The sequence below is a fragment of the Nostoc sp. LEGE 12454 genome, assembly GCF_056620565.1.
The window spans coordinates 1-16,803 of record NZ_JBWQXL010000078.1 but is presented as its reverse complement, the minus strand read 5'-3'; the positions used below and the strand labels follow the sequence as shown (position 1 = coordinate 16,803).

Genomic DNA, 16,803 nt, shown 5'->3' with positions numbered 1-16,803 from the left:
GGTATGGGGTATTACTCCTTTCATGGCTACCATTGCCGTCCCCCATAGGAAAAAGGGGGCGATTAACAACAGGGGAGATCAGTGGTAGCGAGTCTGCAAGCGTCGGTAGGAGGTAGAAGGGAATGAAACAGCAAATTACTCTTTCTCTTGAAACTTACCTCCATCATCTAATCTGGCAACCATAGCAATTGAAGTTCGCGGTTTGCACAAGCACTATGGAAACTTAGTCCCTACTCAATTCCCTGCGCTATTACATTGCGATCGTTCGAGGTATTTTGCTCAAAGGTGTTGGCTTAGATGTACTGTGGATGAATGTTTTGGCTTTAGTCGCCTTTGCTGTTGTGTTATTAACTATTAGTGTTAGTAAGTTTCGCAGTCAGTTAAGCTAAAAGACAGGGTGATATCATGTCCGCTTGATTACTTACTAAACCCCAAGAATCCCACCCCGCCAAAGCTACGCTTCGTCTCCCCTCCCGAAGAGCGGGAAGGGGTTGAGGGTGGGGTGCAATGACTGTGGGAATCATAACTAATTAACCGGACATGATATCACAGGTCACTTTTAGGAATTTCCTCACGAAATTCTATGACCAATTGCATAGTTTCCACTACCAAATCACGTAAATCTCGATTGAGTGCTACAGAGCCTTGAGGCCCAAACCAACGGTCAAAAATAGTGACATATCGCTGATTCCCATTGACAAATCCTTGCATGAACTTTACCAGAGAAAAGTTAACTGTATCCAAGAATTTGGAGTTATTTTCTGGCACCATGCAAGCGATACCTTCTCGTGAATAGGGGCGATCGGGTACGATCGCAAAAGCATCTGGATTTTTTTGCTGTTGCAGCCATCCCTCTAAAAGAATGCTATCGGATGAGAAAGCATCAATAGTATCTTGCTGCAAAGCTGCGTATCCCTCTGCCCTAGTTTTAAAATATACTAGCTTAACTTTGGGTTGTACATGAGCGATCGCCTGCTCGTTTGTGGTTCCTGCCAGCACACCAATTCTCTTACCAATAAGGGATTCAGGTGAACCTAGATTACTTCCTTTCTTAACTAATAATTGGGTTCCAGTTGCACCATAGCTGACAGAAAAGTCTACTTTTTTATCTCGTTTCCATGTAAAACTACTAGCATCACAGACAATATCAACTTGTTGATTAACTATTTTAGGAATCCGCTCAGAGGGGCTAAGACCAACTAATTGCAGTTTAATTTTTTTTCCTGTTTCTTTTTCTAATTGCTCTTTAATCAAAGTCAGCATATCTACAGAATAGCCATTTAACTTTCCTTGACTATCCACATAGGCAAAAGGTAGCGCATCTTTACTAGTACCAGCTGTTAATACTCCTGTTCTGGCGACTTTTTTCATCACAGTCTCAGCAGCTACCACATTAGACATAAGCGTTGCAAACATGAGACTTAAAATAGGAATAGCAATTTTTTCATACATAAGCTTTAAGAGTAGGTAATTTTTTCAAAAATCAAATCTGATTTACAGCGTATTTTTGGTTTCAGCGATCGCACTAGTACAGCATGGCGTAAATAAACATACCATTTCAAACGGCGCAAGAGCTTGGAATATAATTCTTTTGACTTTTGACACTTCGACTTCGCTCAGTGTTAACTTTTGACTTCCGCCTTGCGGCACTAGGCTCAGGCTGAAGAGTTTCACCGTCTCCAAGACGCTACGCGATGCAATACGGTTCGGATAAGCATTTTTCACTTTCCTTGTGGTCTGGGGAAAGGGTAAGGGGTAAAGGAGAAAGGATGTATTCAAAACCTTTCCCCTTTCCCCTTTTCCCTTTAACCGAACCGTATTGCATCGCGATGGTGTAAAGCACCCGCCAAAGGCGATCGCAAAACTACATAATTCGGTAAAATTGGGTAAAGCAATTTTTGCGCTTGTTAAACAAAGGCATCAGCAAACCCATGCAACTGAAACTCAGTGCATCTCGACTTCCCTTCGCCCCCCTGTTGTTAATCGCCCCCTTTTTCCTATGGGGGACGGCAATGGTAGCCATGAAAGGAGTAATACCCCATACCACACCGCTATTCATGGCAGGTGTGCGTCTGATACCAGCAGGGATGTTAATTCTGATTGCAGCAGCATTCATGGGTAAACCCCAGCCAAAAGGTTGGGCTGCGTGGCTGTGGATTGCCTTATTTGCCCTAGTAGATGGGACGCTGTTTCAAGGCTTTTTGGCAGAGGGATTAGTCAGAACTAGTGCAGGGTTAGGGTCTGTGATGATTGACTCGCAACCCTTGGCTGTTGCCTTGCTGTCGCTGTGGCTATTCCAAGAACACATTGGTTTTTGGGGATGGCTGGGGCTAGGCTTGGGAGTCACAGGCATTACTTTAATTGGCTTACCTGATGAGTGGATTTTACATTTTCTCGACTCAGGCGCAAATATAACAATCGGCAACTGGCAAGATTTGTTTGCTAGTGGCGAGTGGTTAATGCTATTAGCAGCACTATCAATGGCAGTGGGAACGGTGTTGATTCGGTTTGTGTGCCGACATGCTGACCCTGTAAGCGCTACGGGATGGCACATGATTTTGGGCGGATTGCCGCTATGGGGAATTTCATCAGTTGTTGAATCCCAGCAGTGGGAGAATCTGGGAGGATCTGATTTCATGGCCTTGGGTTATGCTACCGTATTCGGCAGCGCGATCGCTTATGGATTATTCTTCTACTTTGCTTCTAGTGGCAGTCTCACGAGTCTTAGTTCTCTTACCTTCCTAACACCCGTCTTTGCGCTACTATTCGGCAATCTCTTCCTCTCAGAAGTCCTCAGTCCGTTGCAGTGGGTAGGAGTATTTCTCACTTTAATCAGCATCTATCTCATTAACCAACGCGATACTTTAGGAGGACAAAACGACACAGTTACTGTCGGCGAGATAGCTAATATACAGCAACCAGTTTTAGAAGCATCTGCTAAAAAATTGAACCCTATCAGCCTAGCAGTTAGAGAATCTGAACCAGAAATATTACCCTAACTTGTTAAAATAATTCTTAATTAGTAATTAAGTAGGGGATGAGGGAGAAATCAATTAAAAATTCAAAATTTAAAATTTAAAATTAAAGAACTTCTGTTTGGTTGTTGAGCGACTTGCCCTGACTTGTACTGGGCGTAGTCGAAGTAGCGTAGTCGAAGTAGCGTAGTCGTACCACTTCGTGGAAGCAAACTACGCGTAGCGTCCCGCAGGAAAGGGAGTCGAAACACTGCCTCCTCCCTCCTTTTTCCCAATTCCCAATTCCCAATTAAAAATGACAGTTAACATTTGGTCGTCTAGAAGCTATTGTGGTATCGAAGATTTGAAAAGCACCTTCAGGCTGAAACTTGCAATATGAGGCTATGCCGTTCCTCAATTCTAATATTTACCTGTTTTTCTTGCGTGGGTTTGTACCCAAATCGCTCAAGCGCGGCGACACTTAACCTAGCACCTGAAATTCTAGAACTTGCACAAGCTAGTTCGACAGTTACTCCTAGTCTGGCTGTTTTGAAATATGGAAGTCGAAAATCAGATGTGCAGAGACTACAAACCCAATTAAAGCAGTTGGGGTACTACAGGGGCGTGGTAGATGGACAATATAACGCCAGTACGGAAATCGCTGTAGCTAAATTCCAGAAAATAAAGGGTTTAAAATTAGATGGGATTGCTGGCCCGGCGACTCAAGAGAAGCTGCAAGTAGCTTTGGCAGCTAAAAAGCAGTTTTTCACCTCTCCAATAATTACTTCTCCAAAAGTTACCTCTCCAATAGTTACTTCTGTTGCTCCGACTTCTGCAAATCCCCAAGCACCTGAGAGAGGTTTTATCTGGTGGTTACTATTTGCCATTGGAGTTCTAGGATGTAGTGGCGCACTTTTTTATCTGGTGAGGTCGTTTCAGAAGGTAAAGCAAGCGCAAAAGTCCGAAATATCAGAGCCTAAAAGTTTGAGTGAAGCTACAAAAGAACCGATTACACCACCTTTGCTGGAGACTGTCACTATTCTACAAACACCTCCACCACCACCATTTTCCACACAATTACTGCTACCAGAAAAAACTTCCCGTCTTGCTAAACTCAATATCGTTGAGGAATTAATTCAAGATTTACGCAGTTCTGACCCAACGAAGCGGCGCAAGGCTATTTGGGATTTGGGTCAGCAGGGAGATTCGCGGGCAATTCAACATCTGGTTGATCTGATAATTGATGCTGATTCTCAAGAAAGTAGCTTAATTTTGGCAGCTTTGTCAGAAATTGGCATCCGCACACTCAAACCAATGAACCGTGCTTTAGCAATTTCAATTCAAGATGAAAGTCCACAAGTGCGGCAAAATGCGATCCGTGACCTGACGCGCGTTTATGACATGATGGGTCAAATGACTCAGATGTTGCACCATGCGCTAGAAGACCCAGATGCCGATGTGCAAGCAACAGCACGATATGCTTTAACTCAGATGAATCGAATGCGAATACGTGACTTGCCGGAGCAACAGAGTCTACAGGAAGATTCTGATAATAATTCACAACAATAGAGATTGGTAGTGTACCCAATACTTCTCGCTTTGCGCATTTTTAATTAGGAATTGGGTTTTGGAAAAGGTTACTGGGTTTGGGTTAAAGATTTCTTCTTTTCCCCAAAACCCGAAAAGTATTGGCAGTGTACCAAGCTGAATCTGCTGTCAGCTTAAAAATATTTCAACTGGATGTGGATATTAGTATCTGGTCCTGCCACTAAAAATGCTGCTTCGTTAAATTTAGGCGCTCTTGCGCGAATTTCTGGGTTGCTGGAAAATCCAAAACCTTCGCTTGGTATACCCAAAATATTGCTATTGAGAGTGCGGTCATTATTTTGATCGTGGAAGACAGCAACGGCGTAACTACCTGCTTTCAAGTTATTAAAGGTAAGTGGTAAGGGATTTTCAGTAATCTTGGTACACTGCTTTTGTAAGACGCGATCGCCATTACTAGGAAATCCTTCACTGCTGGCAAATATACTGGCACAGACTTGTCCTTCTTTATTCTTCAAGCCATCAATTTCCACGGTGAGTTTGCCGTTAAAATTTGCTTTGGCACAAAATGACCATGCTAAATTTCCCATCACTGCCAATAGCAGCATACTAACTCTTAAGCCTTTAAGCATAAAATTTTCACAAGGTAAAATGCGATCGCTAAATTATTGAAGGATGCAGGCCTCTTGCCTTTCTTGATAAAGCACTACTCAGGCAAAAAGTAGGGGGTATAAAACCTCCTACTTTTCTTTGCTTGGATAGAGAATTTTGCGGAATCAGTTCAATCGACTAATGGTGTCTTGATAGCTGATATTAAAAATATGCCAGAGGATGAACCAAAGAAATATTTACCCTAAACTCTCCCAATTGAGCTTTGTTCATCAGAAAATCCAGTTGCATCACCTTCTTTAAGAAATCCACTGTAGGCTTCCATACCGTGTTCGCCGATATCCAAACCTTCTAATTCCTCTTCTTTAGATACTCTAATACCTAAAGTAGCTTTTAGTGCCAACCAAAAAATACTACTGAGTAAAACAGTGAACCCACCTACTGAGAGAACGCCCAACAACTGAACACCAAACTGTCCAAAGCCACCACCTGAAAATAAACCTTTTTCTGGGCCAAGTGTATACCAAGTAAAAACACCAGGGCCAACAGACCATAGACCAACTGCTAGGGTTCCCCAAATCCCACAAACTAAGTGAACTGAGGTAGCTCCCACTGGGTCATCAATGCCAAGTTTGTCAAAGAATGTTACAGAGAAAACTACCAGTACCCCAGCAATGAAGCCAATTACTAAAGAACTAGCGACACCTACGTAAGCACAAGATGCTGTAATCCCAACCAAGCCAGCCAAAATACCATTGATAATCATTGACAGGTCTGGTTTACCTAAGTACAACCAAGCTGTGATGGTGGCCGCAATTCCACCAGCAGCAGCAGCCATGTTAGTGGTTAGAGCAATATGAGCGATCGCACCAGGATCGGCAGCCATTACAGAACCGGGGTTGAAACCAAACCAGCCCAACCACAGAATCAAACAGCCCAACGTAGCAATACTCATGTTGTGACCGGGCATTGCTACAGCTTGCTTATCTTGATATTTACCAAGACGGGGGCCAAGAAATGCTGCCCCCATCAAAGCTGCCCAGCCGCCTACAGAGTGAACCACTGTACAACCAGCAAAATCCCAAAAGCCTCTGTCTGCTAGCCAACCACCACCCCAAATCCAATGTCCGGTAATGGGATAGGCAATACCTACAAGTAAGAGGCTGAAAATTAGGAAGTCAACAAACTTAATCCGTTCGGCTACTGCACCAGAAACGATTGTTGCTGCTGTTCCAGCAAACACTAGCTGGAATAAAAACTTGGCTGCTAAAGGCACACCAGCCCAATTAAGAGCACTGAAGATACCTTTATAAGCGTCTGCTGTGGCGGGACTGTTATCTACTCCTTTTAAGAAAAACCCATTCAATCCAATGAAGTCATTGCCATCACCGAACATTAAGGCAAAACCGATTGACCAAAAGGCAACGGTAGACAGAGCAAATACAATCAAGTTTTTGGAAAGAACATTGACAGCATTTTTCTGGCGACAGAAGCCAGTTTCTAACATACAAAAACCCGCGTTCATGAAGAACACTAAAAAAGCAGCGATCGCTACCCACAAGGTGTCAATAGCAATTTTGAGTTCTGCTGTCGTTGGCGCTGCGGCTGGAGTTTGGGCAACTGCGGCATAACCCCAACCCAACACAATTAGACAAGCGATAGGTAAACAAGCTTGCCAACTGGGAGAAAGTCGCTTAATCAAATTAAATAGCTTGACTTTAGAGTTGGATTGTGAGTTGATGACGTAATTTCTTGCAGACGAATGCCTCTTTTTTGTTTTCGATTTTTGTTTGTACATGAATTTAAGCATCATCCTCTAAACCATTCTTAAAAAAAGGAAAAAACAGGTTAATCAGAAAAAACTGTTGTCCGAAGTTAGATCCAGTGGTTTTTGATATTTTTTCTTTTGGACAACTTCTTTAAAAACCAGAAACTCAAATAACCTTAGTAGGAGTTTAAGAAACTATTGGCACATTTGTAAATATTTTTTATAGTTCTTCGTGAAAAATTTATAATGTATTTCCTAAAATAGTCAAGTCTTCTTAACTTAATCTTTAAATGTTTTAAAACCAAACTCAGCTTTTATTCAACACTTTTAAGAAATCATCATTTCATTCTCAGTATTAGTTATTTATTTTTCTGGAAACACACTTTTTTTTATATTGAAAACTCTGACTAAATCAAAACATAAATATTCGTTCACAGAAATTATGAGACTAGTTTCTGATTTCACTTTGGTAAATTTATGCCTAAACGGATAAATTTGACTGATTGTCTATTTACTCAAACCAAAAAACTGTATCATAAAACACAGTTTTTTGGTTTTTGTGATGAATATAACTCATAATGCAACAAAAAAGTAACTATATTCTTTCTAGCTACCTAGTTTCCAGTATCATAAATTTAAGAATTCAGGATGTTGTTAACTTTTTATACAAAGAGTTAATTCTTTATGACTTTCAACGTATATCAATTCATCACTGCACTCAAAATTTTGTATTAAAAGCAACGCATATTTCCCACATTTATCCTGAGATAGTAGGTTGTCCGAGCCTATTTATCCAAGATGCAGCGTTTTGCAACTACACTACTCACATAGAATTGTTACAACAAGGCTAACAAACCTAATTTCCTTAAATAAACCGAGTTTAGAGTACCTGTAATATGGGAGACTTGGCAATATTCCCTATCAATCAAATTTCAGATGAATAACACAATTTCAGATATTGCAGTCCAAACCATCAACGGTGAAGATAAGCAATTAAACGACTACACTGGTAAGGTACTCTTAATTGTAAATGTGGCTTCCTTCTGCGGTTATACTTCGCAATACGAGGGGTTAGAAAAGTTGAACCAAAAGTATGGAGAAGCAGGTTTACGTATTTTGGGGTTTCCTTGTAACGATTTTGGAGCGCAAGAACCAGGAAGCAATGAAGAAATTGTGCAATTCTGCACGAGTAAATATGGTGTTACCTTTGAACTATTTGATAAAGTTCATGCCAAAGGTTCACAGCAGCATCCACTTTATGAGCGATTGACTAAAGCTGTTGAGCCAACGGGAGCTGTTGCTTGGAACTTTGAAAAATTTTTAGTTAATAAGCAAGGTGAAGTGGTAGCTCGATTTAATAGTACTGTCCAGCCAAATTCACCAGAAATGATTGCCATAATTGAGAAAGAATTAGCGAAATAGTCATTAGGTAAAATTTCTGTCCTGTTAATTATTGACTGTTAGCTCTGGACTGTTAAAATTATTTACTTCCAGACAATTCATTGAGAATGTTCTCTCAATAAGTAGTTTAATTTATTTGTGTCTAATTTGTCATGAACGTTGCAATCATCGGTTGTGGTTATGTTGGTTATAAAGTTGCTCAATATTGGCAGCAAGAGATGAATTTTGTTGTCAGTGTAACCACAACTTCACCTGAGCGTGTCCCCGCCCTACAATCAGTATCTCAAAGAGTTGTAGTTACCTGTGGTAATGACATAGATGGTCTAAAATCAGTTTTGTACAATCAAGATGTTGTACTTTTGAGTGTTGGGGCAAAAAATAGAGAAGTTTATGAAGAAACTTATCTACAAACTGCCCAAACTTTAGTTTCGTGCTTACAGCAGATTAAGAGTGTAAAACAATTAATATATACAGGTAGTTATGCAGTATATGGTGACAGGAATGGTGTATGGGTAGATGAAGAAACACCGCTTGCGCCTCCTAATTTAAATGCCCAAATCCTCCGAAAAACAGAAGATGTGTTGCTATCAGCATCTAGCGAAAATCTCCGTGTTTGTATATTCCGCTTAGGAGGGATTTATGGAACTGGTAGAGAACTGTTGAAAATATTTGGTAGATATTCTGGTACAACCCGTCCGGGCAATGGTGAGGACACCACAAATTGGGTTCATCTAGATGATATTGTTGGTGCGATAGAATTTGCCCGTCACCGTCGTTTGCAAGGAATTTACAATCTGGTAGATGATGCACATTTCACCAGCCGAGACTTGCTAGATAGCTTATTTGAAAAACATAATTTACCCAAAGTAGAATGGGATACATCTATCAAGAGTACTCGCTCATATAATGCTTGGGTATCGAATGAAAAGCTCAAAGAAGCTGGATACGAATTGATTCATCCACAAATAATTTTTTAGCAAGTATTAAAAACTAGGAATTATGCAACCATCTGCTGTAGCTAACACAACCAACTTGACAGCATCTCCTAGCCAGTTTTACAGTTGGCAGAATTATCGTTGTGCCTACGAAGTACACCAACCAATTAATACAACATCTGAGGGCATTCCTTTACTATTAATTCATCCGATTGGCGTGGGATTGTCGCGGCGATTTTGGCAGCGATTTTGTCGCGAGTGGTATAGTACAGGTCAGCGTAATTCAATTTATAACCCTGATTTACTAGGGTGTGGTGAAAGTGATATGCCCCGTATAGCTTACACTCCTAGTGATTGGGCAGAACAGTTGCAGTCCTTTTTACAAACAGTAGTCCAAAAACCTGTTATTGTTGTAGTGCAAGGCGCTTTATTACCAGTTGCTATCCAATTAGTCCAAAAAGAATCAAATTTAATTGCCGGACTGGTACTTTCTGGGCCGCCAACGTGGGCTTTGATGACAAATAAACCACCAGAATGGCAGGAAAGATTCCTTTGGAACGTGTTAGATTCGCCTTTTGGCAGTGCTTTTTATCGCTATGCACGCACTCCAAAATTTTTACGTTCTTTTTCGATTCGTCAACTTTTTGCTTCTGAAAATGCTGTGGATGCAGAGTGGTTAAATACATTGCTTGCAGGTGCAGAAAATCCTGCTAGTCGTCATGCAGTATTTTCTTTTTTAGCAGGGTTTTGGCGAGATGATTATACTAGTTTTATTGCCTCGATTGGGCAACCAACATTAGCAGTTATGGGGGAAACTGCATCGAGTATTAGCCAAGACAATAAAAAAGAAACGCCAGATGAACGCTTGGCTCACTATCTTGCTTGTTTGCCTAAAAGTCGAGGTATAAAAATAAACGGACGTAATGTTTTACCCTATGAATCAACCACTGAATTTGTAGCAGCGATCGCTCCATTCATTAATGAAGTTTCTTAGACGATTGATAGTTAGATTGTACCAGTTCTCCCATGATAGGTTATGACTGGAATTGATTACTAAAGGCAAGCAAAATTATGTTACCCAATCGCAGAGGACAAAGAGTACCAAATGTCACTTTTCATACTCGCAATGACAACCAATGGGTGGATGTGACAACTGATGAGCTATTTGCTAATAAGACAGTAGTTGTCTTCTCTTTACCAGGTGCTTATACTCCGACTTGTTCATCGACTCATCTTCCTGGCTACAACGAATTAGCTCCAGTTTTCAAAGAGAATGGTGTCAATGACATTATCTGTATTTCTGTTAATGATGCCTTTGTGATGAACGAATGGGCAAAGGATCAAGAAGTAAAAAATCTCACACTAATTCCTGATGGAAATGGTGAATTTACTGAAGGTATGGGTTTATTGGTAGATAAATCAGACTTGGGGTTTGGGAAGCGATCGTGGCGTTATTCTATGCTGGTGAGAGATGGTGTAATTAACCAGATGTTTATTGAACCGGAAGAACCAGGAGATCCCTTTAAGGTGTCGGATGCTGAGACAATGCTCAGATACATCAATCCCCAAGCAGTTAAGCCCGAAGTAGTTTCCCTGTTTGCGAAAGTGGGTTGTCCTTACTGTGCCCGTGCTAAGGCGATGCTCAAGGAACATGGCATCAACTACGAAGAAATTACCTTGGGTAAAGATATCACCACACGATCGCTAAAAGCAGTTGCAGGTGCGACAACAGTTCCCCAAGTATTTATCGATGGTAAATTAATTGGTGGTTCTGAGGCATTAGAAGCCTACTTCGCTGCTAAATAGGGTTGAGTAGGGTTGCAATACTACGTAGGTTTTGCCTAAAAAATAGAAATCTTCTCTTAACTGGGACAAGGGGACAAGGATAAGAAGGACAAGAAGAAATTTCTCCCTTGTCTCCCCCCTTTCCCTTGTTTCCTCTTAACCGAATGGCACTAAGTTAAGATACAGTCCTTGCCCCAACTGGTTAAGAGCCTCCAGGCTGGGAAATCATTCTTGGAGGCTCCGCCTCCATAGCTTGACAAGAGGCAAAGCCTCTCGGAACTCGTTCCCAGCCTCCAGGCTAGGAACGAGGATACTCATATTTACTTTTCTTAATTTTTTTCCTACACCCTACACTCTGCCCTGACGAGCTTTCAGCTTTTCTTAGTGCCATTCCCTCTTAACCCTTGTCTGCCTTAACTGAACCGTATTGCCATATAAGCAACAGATACCTCGAAGTCGTGTTGAGGTACTCCGAAGTCGTATTGAAGTACTTGAAAGTCGTATTGAAGTACTTGAAAGTCGTGTTGAGGTACTCCGAAGTCGTATTGAAGTACTTGAAAGTCGTGTTGAGGTACTTGAAAGTCGTATTGAAGTACTTCAAACTTTGTCGCACCGCGATCGAGTACACAGGTGCGACGCCGAACAGCCCGCCGTAGGCATCGTTTTCATAAATCTCCACAAACAAAGCAATGTCTACGAACAGTCATCAATTGTGCCAACTCCAGGTAAAGTCATGATATTTTTGACCGTAGCCTGATTTGTGAGAATTAAAAACTACATATCCCCGATTTCGTAAAAGTTATTGGGGATTTTATTTTTCGTCAGCAGTTAACAAATCTTCAGATCGGTAGATGTATTTTTGTCCAGCTATTCACTAGCGATCGGATAGAATTGATGCGGATTAAATTTACATTTATTTAAAAGACAATATGTTTGCCAGAATTCGCCGAATTTTGAGTCAATTTTTTAGTAATTCAAGAACAATCAACAACGAACCACTGAATAAAGTAAGTTTGATTGTCATTATTATAGTTGATATTTTTATCTTAATTAATGTTTTTACCGGACTCGATGATATTAGCAGATGGCATATCAGTCCGACTGAGGGTTATCCATGTTATTCAGAGTGGCAAAATTACCGAGCAAAAACTACTAAAGATAAAGACTATGAAATTGTTAGACTTTCATTGTCATCTTACACGAACAAGCAATTTAGTTTTCGGGGAAACTATCAACAAGCCGAAGCAGGACATCTGGGTAAGGTTTCTCAAACGTGTTTGCAATATGGCGATTACAAAGATAAGATTAAGAATTCTGAAAAGCAGCAAATTATCAAAACTATCGAGCAAAAACAAGCAAATATTAGTAAACTTGAACAAGCAAATAATACTATTAAATCTCAGTATGACTCAACGCTATTAGAAAAAATTGCAGGTCAGAATCGCGAACAATCAATTAATCAAGTCAGTGCCGAAAAAGCTAAACAGGCATTAGAAGAAAATAATCGCCAAATTTCTACTCTTCAACAAGAAACTTCTACTCTTAAAAATGAACTACTTGCCCAACCAGAAAGCATTAGTTTTATAGCCTTTCTTAAAGATGACAATCGATTCCAAGAAGTTGATAAAGGCTATCAGCAGGCATCATTTTGGTATCCAAGTATCCAACTTGGTTTTCAGTCCCTCTTTCTTTTACCACTAATTCTCATTGCCTTATCAGTTCATAAATTTGCCCAAAGAAGAGGATATGGACTTGTTTCGCTAATTAGCTGGCATTTACTAGTTATCTTTTTTATCCCATTAATCGTTAAAATATTTGAATTTCTGCAAATAGGTACAATATTCAAATTTTTATTTGATATAGTTAGCGCCATTTTTGGTGGTTTACTTTTCCTGATAAATTATGTTTATATCTTGCTGATTCCAGTTATTGGTTTTGGAATCATCCAGTTTTTTCAAAAGTTTGTCTTTAACGCTAAAGTCCAAGCAGCTAGCAGAGTTCAAAAATCAAGATGTGTCAATTGTGCCAAGAAAATCCGACATCTTGATACTTACTGTCCACATTGCGGTTATTTTCAGTACATTGAATGCCATAACTGTCATAATCTAACTTATAAGCATTTGTCGTACTGTAAACATTGTGGAACTTCTCAAGTTTCCAGTAATTTGTAATCAGTAAAGTCGTCATCAGTCTTTTTAATTTAGATATGGAAAAAAAGAAACAAATTAATAAAGAGAGTAAATCGCCACTTTCTTTTCTCAAAAACCTGTTGATTGCTCGTTGGCGATCGCTATTACTCCTTTTGATCGGAGTATATTTACCTTTGCAGGTTTTTGAAATCCTGACAGTGAAGATATGGGAGAATCAAGCGGGCTTTCCTTGGGATGTACCGATTCTGTTAGCAGTTCATTCTACAGAAAACCCACAGTTAGATGTTTTAGCTGTCACCCTAGCTACAATTGGGTTGCCTTGGACGGCGATGGTGATTTTGGGGGCGATCGCACTGATGTTACTACTTCAAAAACGCTGGCGATCGCTAGCCTATTTACTCACCACCTCAGCAGGAAGCGTCATCATCAACCGTACCGCAAAGCAATTAATGCATCGAGTGCGTCCACAATTGTGGCAGTCTATTGCACCTGAGTCTAGTTTTGCATTTCCCAGCGCTCATGCGATGACGAGTGTAACACTGGTAGCAATTTTGTTATTTTTAACTTGGGCTACCTCTTGGCGCTGGTTGGTTCTCATATTCGGCAGCTTATACATCATTGCGATCGCGTGGTGTCGTCTCTATCTGGGAGTTCATTTTCCCAGTGACATTCTCGCAGGTTGGATGGTTTCATTAGGTTGGGCAATCGGTGTCAGTCTAATTATCAAACCGTATATAACCATAGCCAAATCCGCAGATGGCGAACGTCCTAAAGATGAAACTACCTTACTACCCGAAGAAATAAAGTCGATAAATGAGGAGTAATATCAGCCCTCACCCTAAATCCCTCTCCCAAAGGAGAGGGACTATGTAGAGACGCGATTTATCGCGTCTAAAAAACTGACACGTTAGAGGTTGTTTGAAAAGTGTTTCGCTGTGACTTTAGGCACTTTTAGATCCCCCCTAACCCCCCTTAAAAAGGGGGGAACCGGAATCAAAGTCCCCCAATTTATCGGGGGATTTAGGGGGATCTAAAATTTTTGATACCGACAAGAGGACTTTTCAAACATCCTCTTAGAGAGACAAGGGTAAATCGCCGTCTCTACAAAGAATGGACTCGTCAATTATTCCAATACAGACTACTATTTCCGACTTGTGTGTACACCGTAGCTTGCCAAGGGGGAGAACCGGATATTTTCCTCTCACAGAAATAATAAAATTCTCCTGCTGCTGATTGCGATACTTTTCAGTCTACTGACTTTACCATTCAATCTCTTGGTGATAAAGTTATCCAATAAATTCATATCTATTCAAAACAACAATCAACATAATAATGAAAACATTGCGGGCTTTAACGCCGATCGCGCTGGGTTTACTCACGCTTACAGTCGCAAGTTCTGTAAATGCTCAAGCGATAATTGATACTGTAGACAATGGTAATTTAAGTGTAACGGGGATGACACGAGGAAGCGGTTGCACTGTCCTTTTTAACCCTCAAGGGGAGCTAGTTCAAAATGGTCGTTCCTGTAGTTCAAGAGAAATTGGCAAAGCTCAAGCTGCGATCGATACCTATCTCCGAGAGCAAGGCGCACCTGAGCGCAACAGTGACAACTCAATGCAGCAAAGACTGACTTTAATCTGCTACGGTGAAGGTCGCAAACCAAGTCTTGAAAACCGCAACAGCTATGAGTGGAACTCACGTCGCGATCGCTATGAACTGCAAAATCGTGTAGAGTCTTCGACAAAGGAGTTCGATTCCGAGGTTCAAGTCGAGATTCGTAATATGCAGGGAAAAATTCATCTGGGCGGAAGGCTCATCCCGCCAATTAATTCCGGCGGTACTGATGGATGGTGGAACCTCAACGATCTCCGTGTCACACCTGAGCAAATCACGGGAAAATACCGAGTAAATGGGCTAAATCATCCGCGTGTTGAGATCGACCGACGCAGTGGACGGATTGCCATTAATGGGATTGAGGATTTCCGTGGTACTTGCGATTCCGGCGACTGGAGCAATAGCAGAACTCGTTTCTAGTCTGCTGTATTGTTGGGTTTCGTCTTTGTCTTGACGAAACCCATGTCTTCGCAGGTTGAAAACTCGCTCCATCGGTGGCATCAAGACCTTCTCGTTTAGCAGTAAAGACTTTGTGTTGGTGCAGACGCGATCGCAGAAGCATTGCTCCCTTCGATACTAGCTAATAGGCGAAAAATCGAGGTAAGTCTGAAGAAATACTAAAGGCAAAACGATAAAACAAAAATCAAGATACATTTATTTAGGTAGATTTTAATACCATCAACAACATAGTACCAATCTTTAAATTTGAAGATTAATACTTTTGCTTGAGGTAATTTAATTAAGCTGAACGGTTTGCTGATTAATTAAAACAATAAGCAATGAATTGCTTGCGACGGAGAAACTATCACATGAAAAACTCTGCCTTGACTCTTATTCGTAGTGTTTTTGCCGCCTCGGTCATCACCACATCGCTCACATTTAGCTTCGCTCCACCGTCGTTAGCTCAGGCTCATACGACCGTAAGGTTTTCCACAGGCAATGACAACACCTTTATCCGGTCTTCGATCGCGGGCAACCAATACCATGACTATGTTCTGAATGGTCGGGCAGGGCAGAGGCTGTCGGTTTCGTTGATTACTAAGGGAACAGCATATTTCAACATTCTCTCACCAGGCAGCACTAATCAGGCAATTTATAACAGTTCAATATCGGGCAACGACGGAAGCGTTCGTTTGTCACAAAGTGGCAACTATACAGTTCGTGTGTATTTAAAGGGTAACAATAAGGACAGAAATCGAACGATTCCTTTTGAACTTTCAGTCGGTATCTTGTGATGGTTGCTTCTCAATACTAAACAAAAGCTTGAAAACTGTTAGGAGCGATGCGATAAACGTATCGCTCCTAACAGTTTTCTCGATCGCTGGAAGTGCAACAGTCTAAACACCTCCAACAGCGTATTATGCACGGGATCTTAGGCAGAAATTTTCTGCCCAATATAATATCGGCGGCTACCAACGACCATCTTTTGAGACACGGCAAAACACAAATCACCCTCATCAGCTTCACGCCTGTTTAGCACCGCAAAAAGGAAAATTGTATGTCCCCCCTAAGACACGAAGCCGCTGTACCAGTTGAATATCGACTGTTTGGACTCGATCGCCGGCTCATTTGGCCGACGGTGAGCGTTTATCTTGTGGTGTTTTTATGGTCGGGAGTCATGCCAGCCATCAACGAGGCTATTCATAACAAGGAGGTTTTAGCAGGGACAGCTTATGATGTCGGTCCCGTAAGGTTTACGCCAACTCAAGGCTGGGTGCTAACTAAGACCCCATTACCTGTCGGGAGCTCATCAACCGCAGAGGTCTTCAAAGATGGCGTCACGTTTAGCGTCAAGAGCGGTGTCTGGAAGGGAACTGCCGAGGAACTCCTCAACCAGATCGCGAAAGACCAGCATGAATTTATTGTCGAGGGTAAAACAGTTCCCGTTACAACACTGCAAAAGGTTGCCGGAGTAGCTAAGGAGTTATGTAAAAATAACTTGAACAATTAACTGACTACTTTGGGTTTGATAATATAGTTCCACTCACCATGAAAAGAATTTCGTTCGATTGCGATAGTATCAAGCTCTTGGTCTGTAACCT

Annotated in this window: 15 protein-coding genes; 12 read left to right on the top strand and 3 right to left on the bottom strand. The window is 41.2% G+C overall.

Annotated elements, in window-relative coordinates; translation table 11 throughout:
• Positions 1 to 546: 546 nt before the first annotated feature.
• Positions 547 to 1,452 carry an amino acid ABC transporter substrate-binding protein gene (locus tag AC1F2U_RS33525; RefSeq protein ID WP_480265064.1) on the bottom strand — a complete coding sequence of 302 codons (906 nt, stop codon included), beginning with the start codon at positions 1,450 to 1,452 and terminating at the stop codon, positions 547 to 549.
• Positions 1,453 to 1,931: 479 nt separating this feature from the next.
• On the opposite strand from AC1F2U_RS33525, the gene AC1F2U_RS33520 reads away from it, so the two are divergent.
• The gene (locus AC1F2U_RS33520; RefSeq protein WP_480265063.1) at positions 1,932 to 2,999 is read left to right on the top strand and encodes a DMT family transporter; all 1,068 of its coding nucleotides are present in this window, start codon (positions 1,932 to 1,934) and stop codon (positions 2,997 to 2,999) included.
• A gap of 351 nt (positions 3,000 to 3,350) precedes the next feature.
• Positions 3,351 to 4,523, top strand: a complete 1,173-nt coding sequence (locus AC1F2U_RS33515) for a peptidoglycan-binding protein (RefSeq protein ID WP_480265062.1) — start codon at positions 3,351 to 3,353, stop codon at positions 4,521 to 4,523.
• 152 nt (positions 4,524 to 4,675) lie between these two features.
• Here the strand turns inward: AC1F2U_RS33515 and AC1F2U_RS33510 are convergent, their stop codons facing one another.
• Entirely contained in the window at positions 4,676 to 5,131 is a 456-nt protein-coding gene (locus AC1F2U_RS33510; protein ID WP_480265061.1) for a DUF2141 domain-containing protein, read from the bottom strand.
• Between the two features lie 221 nt (positions 5,132 to 5,352).
• A complete protein-coding gene (locus tag AC1F2U_RS33505) occupies positions 5,353 to 6,906 on the bottom strand; it encodes an ammonium transporter (protein WP_480265060.1) in 1,554 nt (517 codons plus the stop codon).
• A 906-nt stretch (positions 6,907 to 7,812) separates the two neighbouring features.
• On the opposite strand from AC1F2U_RS33505, the gene AC1F2U_RS33500 reads away from it, so the two are divergent.
• The 10 genes from AC1F2U_RS33500 to AC1F2U_RS33455 all read left to right on the top strand — a co-directional run bounded on the left by AC1F2U_RS33500 (position 7,813) and on the right by AC1F2U_RS33455 (position 16,712).
• Positions 7,813 to 8,298: a glutathione peroxidase gene (locus AC1F2U_RS33500; RefSeq protein ID WP_480265059.1), complete on the top strand. Its 486-nt coding sequence runs from the start codon at positions 7,813 to 7,815 to the stop codon at positions 8,296 to 8,298.
• A gap of 131 nt (positions 8,299 to 8,429) precedes the next feature.
• Positions 8,430 to 9,254 (top strand): SDR family oxidoreductase, encoded by an 825-nt coding sequence (locus AC1F2U_RS33495; RefSeq protein WP_480265058.1) that lies wholly within the window; start codon positions 8,430 to 8,432, stop codon positions 9,252 to 9,254.
• A gap of 22 nt (positions 9,255 to 9,276) precedes the next feature.
• Positions 9,277 to 10,206 (top strand): alpha/beta fold hydrolase, encoded by a 930-nt coding sequence (locus tag AC1F2U_RS33490; protein WP_480265057.1) that lies wholly within the window; start codon positions 9,277 to 9,279, stop codon positions 10,204 to 10,206.
• Positions 10,207 to 10,283: 77 nt separating this feature from the next.
• Positions 10,284 to 11,018 (top strand): glutathione peroxidase, encoded by a 735-nt coding sequence (locus AC1F2U_RS33485; protein ID WP_480265056.1) that lies wholly within the window; start codon positions 10,284 to 10,286, stop codon positions 11,016 to 11,018.
• A 406-nt stretch (positions 11,019 to 11,424) separates the two neighbouring features.
• Positions 11,425 to 11,754: a hypothetical protein gene (locus AC1F2U_RS33480; protein ID WP_480265055.1), complete on the top strand. Its 330-nt coding sequence runs from the start codon at positions 11,425 to 11,427 to the stop codon at positions 11,752 to 11,754.
• Between the two features lie 172 nt (positions 11,755 to 11,926).
• Positions 11,927 to 13,168 carry a hypothetical protein gene (locus AC1F2U_RS33475; RefSeq protein WP_480265054.1) on the top strand — a complete coding sequence of 414 codons (1,242 nt, stop codon included), beginning with the start codon at positions 11,927 to 11,929 and terminating at the stop codon, positions 13,166 to 13,168.
• A 35-nt stretch (positions 13,169 to 13,203) separates the two neighbouring features.
• Positions 13,204 to 13,971, top strand: coding sequence for a phosphatase PAP2 family protein (locus tag AC1F2U_RS33470; RefSeq protein WP_480265053.1), 768 nt, complete (start codon positions 13,204 to 13,206; stop codon positions 13,969 to 13,971).
• A gap of 508 nt (positions 13,972 to 14,479) precedes the next feature.
• The gene (locus tag AC1F2U_RS33465; RefSeq protein WP_480265052.1) at positions 14,480 to 15,181 is read left to right on the top strand and encodes a hypothetical protein; all 702 of its coding nucleotides are present in this window, start codon (positions 14,480 to 14,482) and stop codon (positions 15,179 to 15,181) included.
• A 389-nt stretch (positions 15,182 to 15,570) separates the two neighbouring features.
• Positions 15,571 to 15,996, top strand: coding sequence for a hypothetical protein (locus AC1F2U_RS33460; protein WP_480265051.1), 426 nt, complete (start codon positions 15,571 to 15,573; stop codon positions 15,994 to 15,996).
• A 263-nt stretch (positions 15,997 to 16,259) separates the two neighbouring features.
• Entirely contained in the window at positions 16,260 to 16,712 is a 453-nt protein-coding gene (locus tag AC1F2U_RS33455) for a hypothetical protein (RefSeq protein ID WP_480265050.1), read from the top strand.
• The last annotated feature ends 91 nt before the right edge of the window (positions 16,713 to 16,803 follow it).

Bases quoted from the DNA above. Each gene is read 5' to 3' on its own strand.
- AC1F2U_RS33525 (WP_480265064.1), bottom strand. From the start codon at position 1,452: ATGTATGAAAAAATTGCTATTCCTATTTTAAGTCTCATGTTTGCAACG.
- AC1F2U_RS33520 (WP_480265063.1), top strand. From the start codon at position 1,932: ATGCAACTGAAACTCAGTGCATCTCGACTTCCCTTCGCCCCCCTGTTG.
- AC1F2U_RS33515 (WP_480265062.1), top strand. From the start codon at position 3,351: ATGAGGCTATGCCGTTCCTCAATTCTAATATTTACCTGTTTTTCTTGC.
- AC1F2U_RS33510 (WP_480265061.1), bottom strand. From the start codon at position 5,131: ATGCTTAAAGGCTTAAGAGTTAGTATGCTGCTATTGGCAGTGATGGGA.
- AC1F2U_RS33505 (WP_480265060.1), bottom strand. From the start codon at position 6,906: ATGTACAAACAAAAATCGAAAACAAAAAAGAGGCATTCGTCTGCAAGA.
- AC1F2U_RS33500 (WP_480265059.1), top strand. From the start codon at position 7,813: ATGAATAACACAATTTCAGATATTGCAGTCCAAACCATCAACGGTGAA.
- AC1F2U_RS33495 (WP_480265058.1), top strand. From the start codon at position 8,430: ATGAACGTTGCAATCATCGGTTGTGGTTATGTTGGTTATAAAGTTGCT.
- AC1F2U_RS33490 (WP_480265057.1), top strand. From the start codon at position 9,277: ATGCAACCATCTGCTGTAGCTAACACAACCAACTTGACAGCATCTCCT.
- AC1F2U_RS33485 (WP_480265056.1), top strand. From the start codon at position 10,284: ATGTTACCCAATCGCAGAGGACAAAGAGTACCAAATGTCACTTTTCAT.
- AC1F2U_RS33475 (WP_480265054.1), top strand. From the start codon at position 11,927: ATGTTTGCCAGAATTCGCCGAATTTTGAGTCAATTTTTTAGTAATTCA.
- AC1F2U_RS33470 (WP_480265053.1), top strand. From the start codon at position 13,204: ATGGAAAAAAAGAAACAAATTAATAAAGAGAGTAAATCGCCACTTTCT.
- AC1F2U_RS33465 (WP_480265052.1), top strand. From the start codon at position 14,480: ATGAAAACATTGCGGGCTTTAACGCCGATCGCGCTGGGTTTACTCACG.
- AC1F2U_RS33460 (WP_480265051.1), top strand. From the start codon at position 15,571: ATGAAAAACTCTGCCTTGACTCTTATTCGTAGTGTTTTTGCCGCCTCG.
- AC1F2U_RS33455 (WP_480265050.1), top strand. From the start codon at position 16,260: ATGTCCCCCCTAAGACACGAAGCCGCTGTACCAGTTGAATATCGACTG.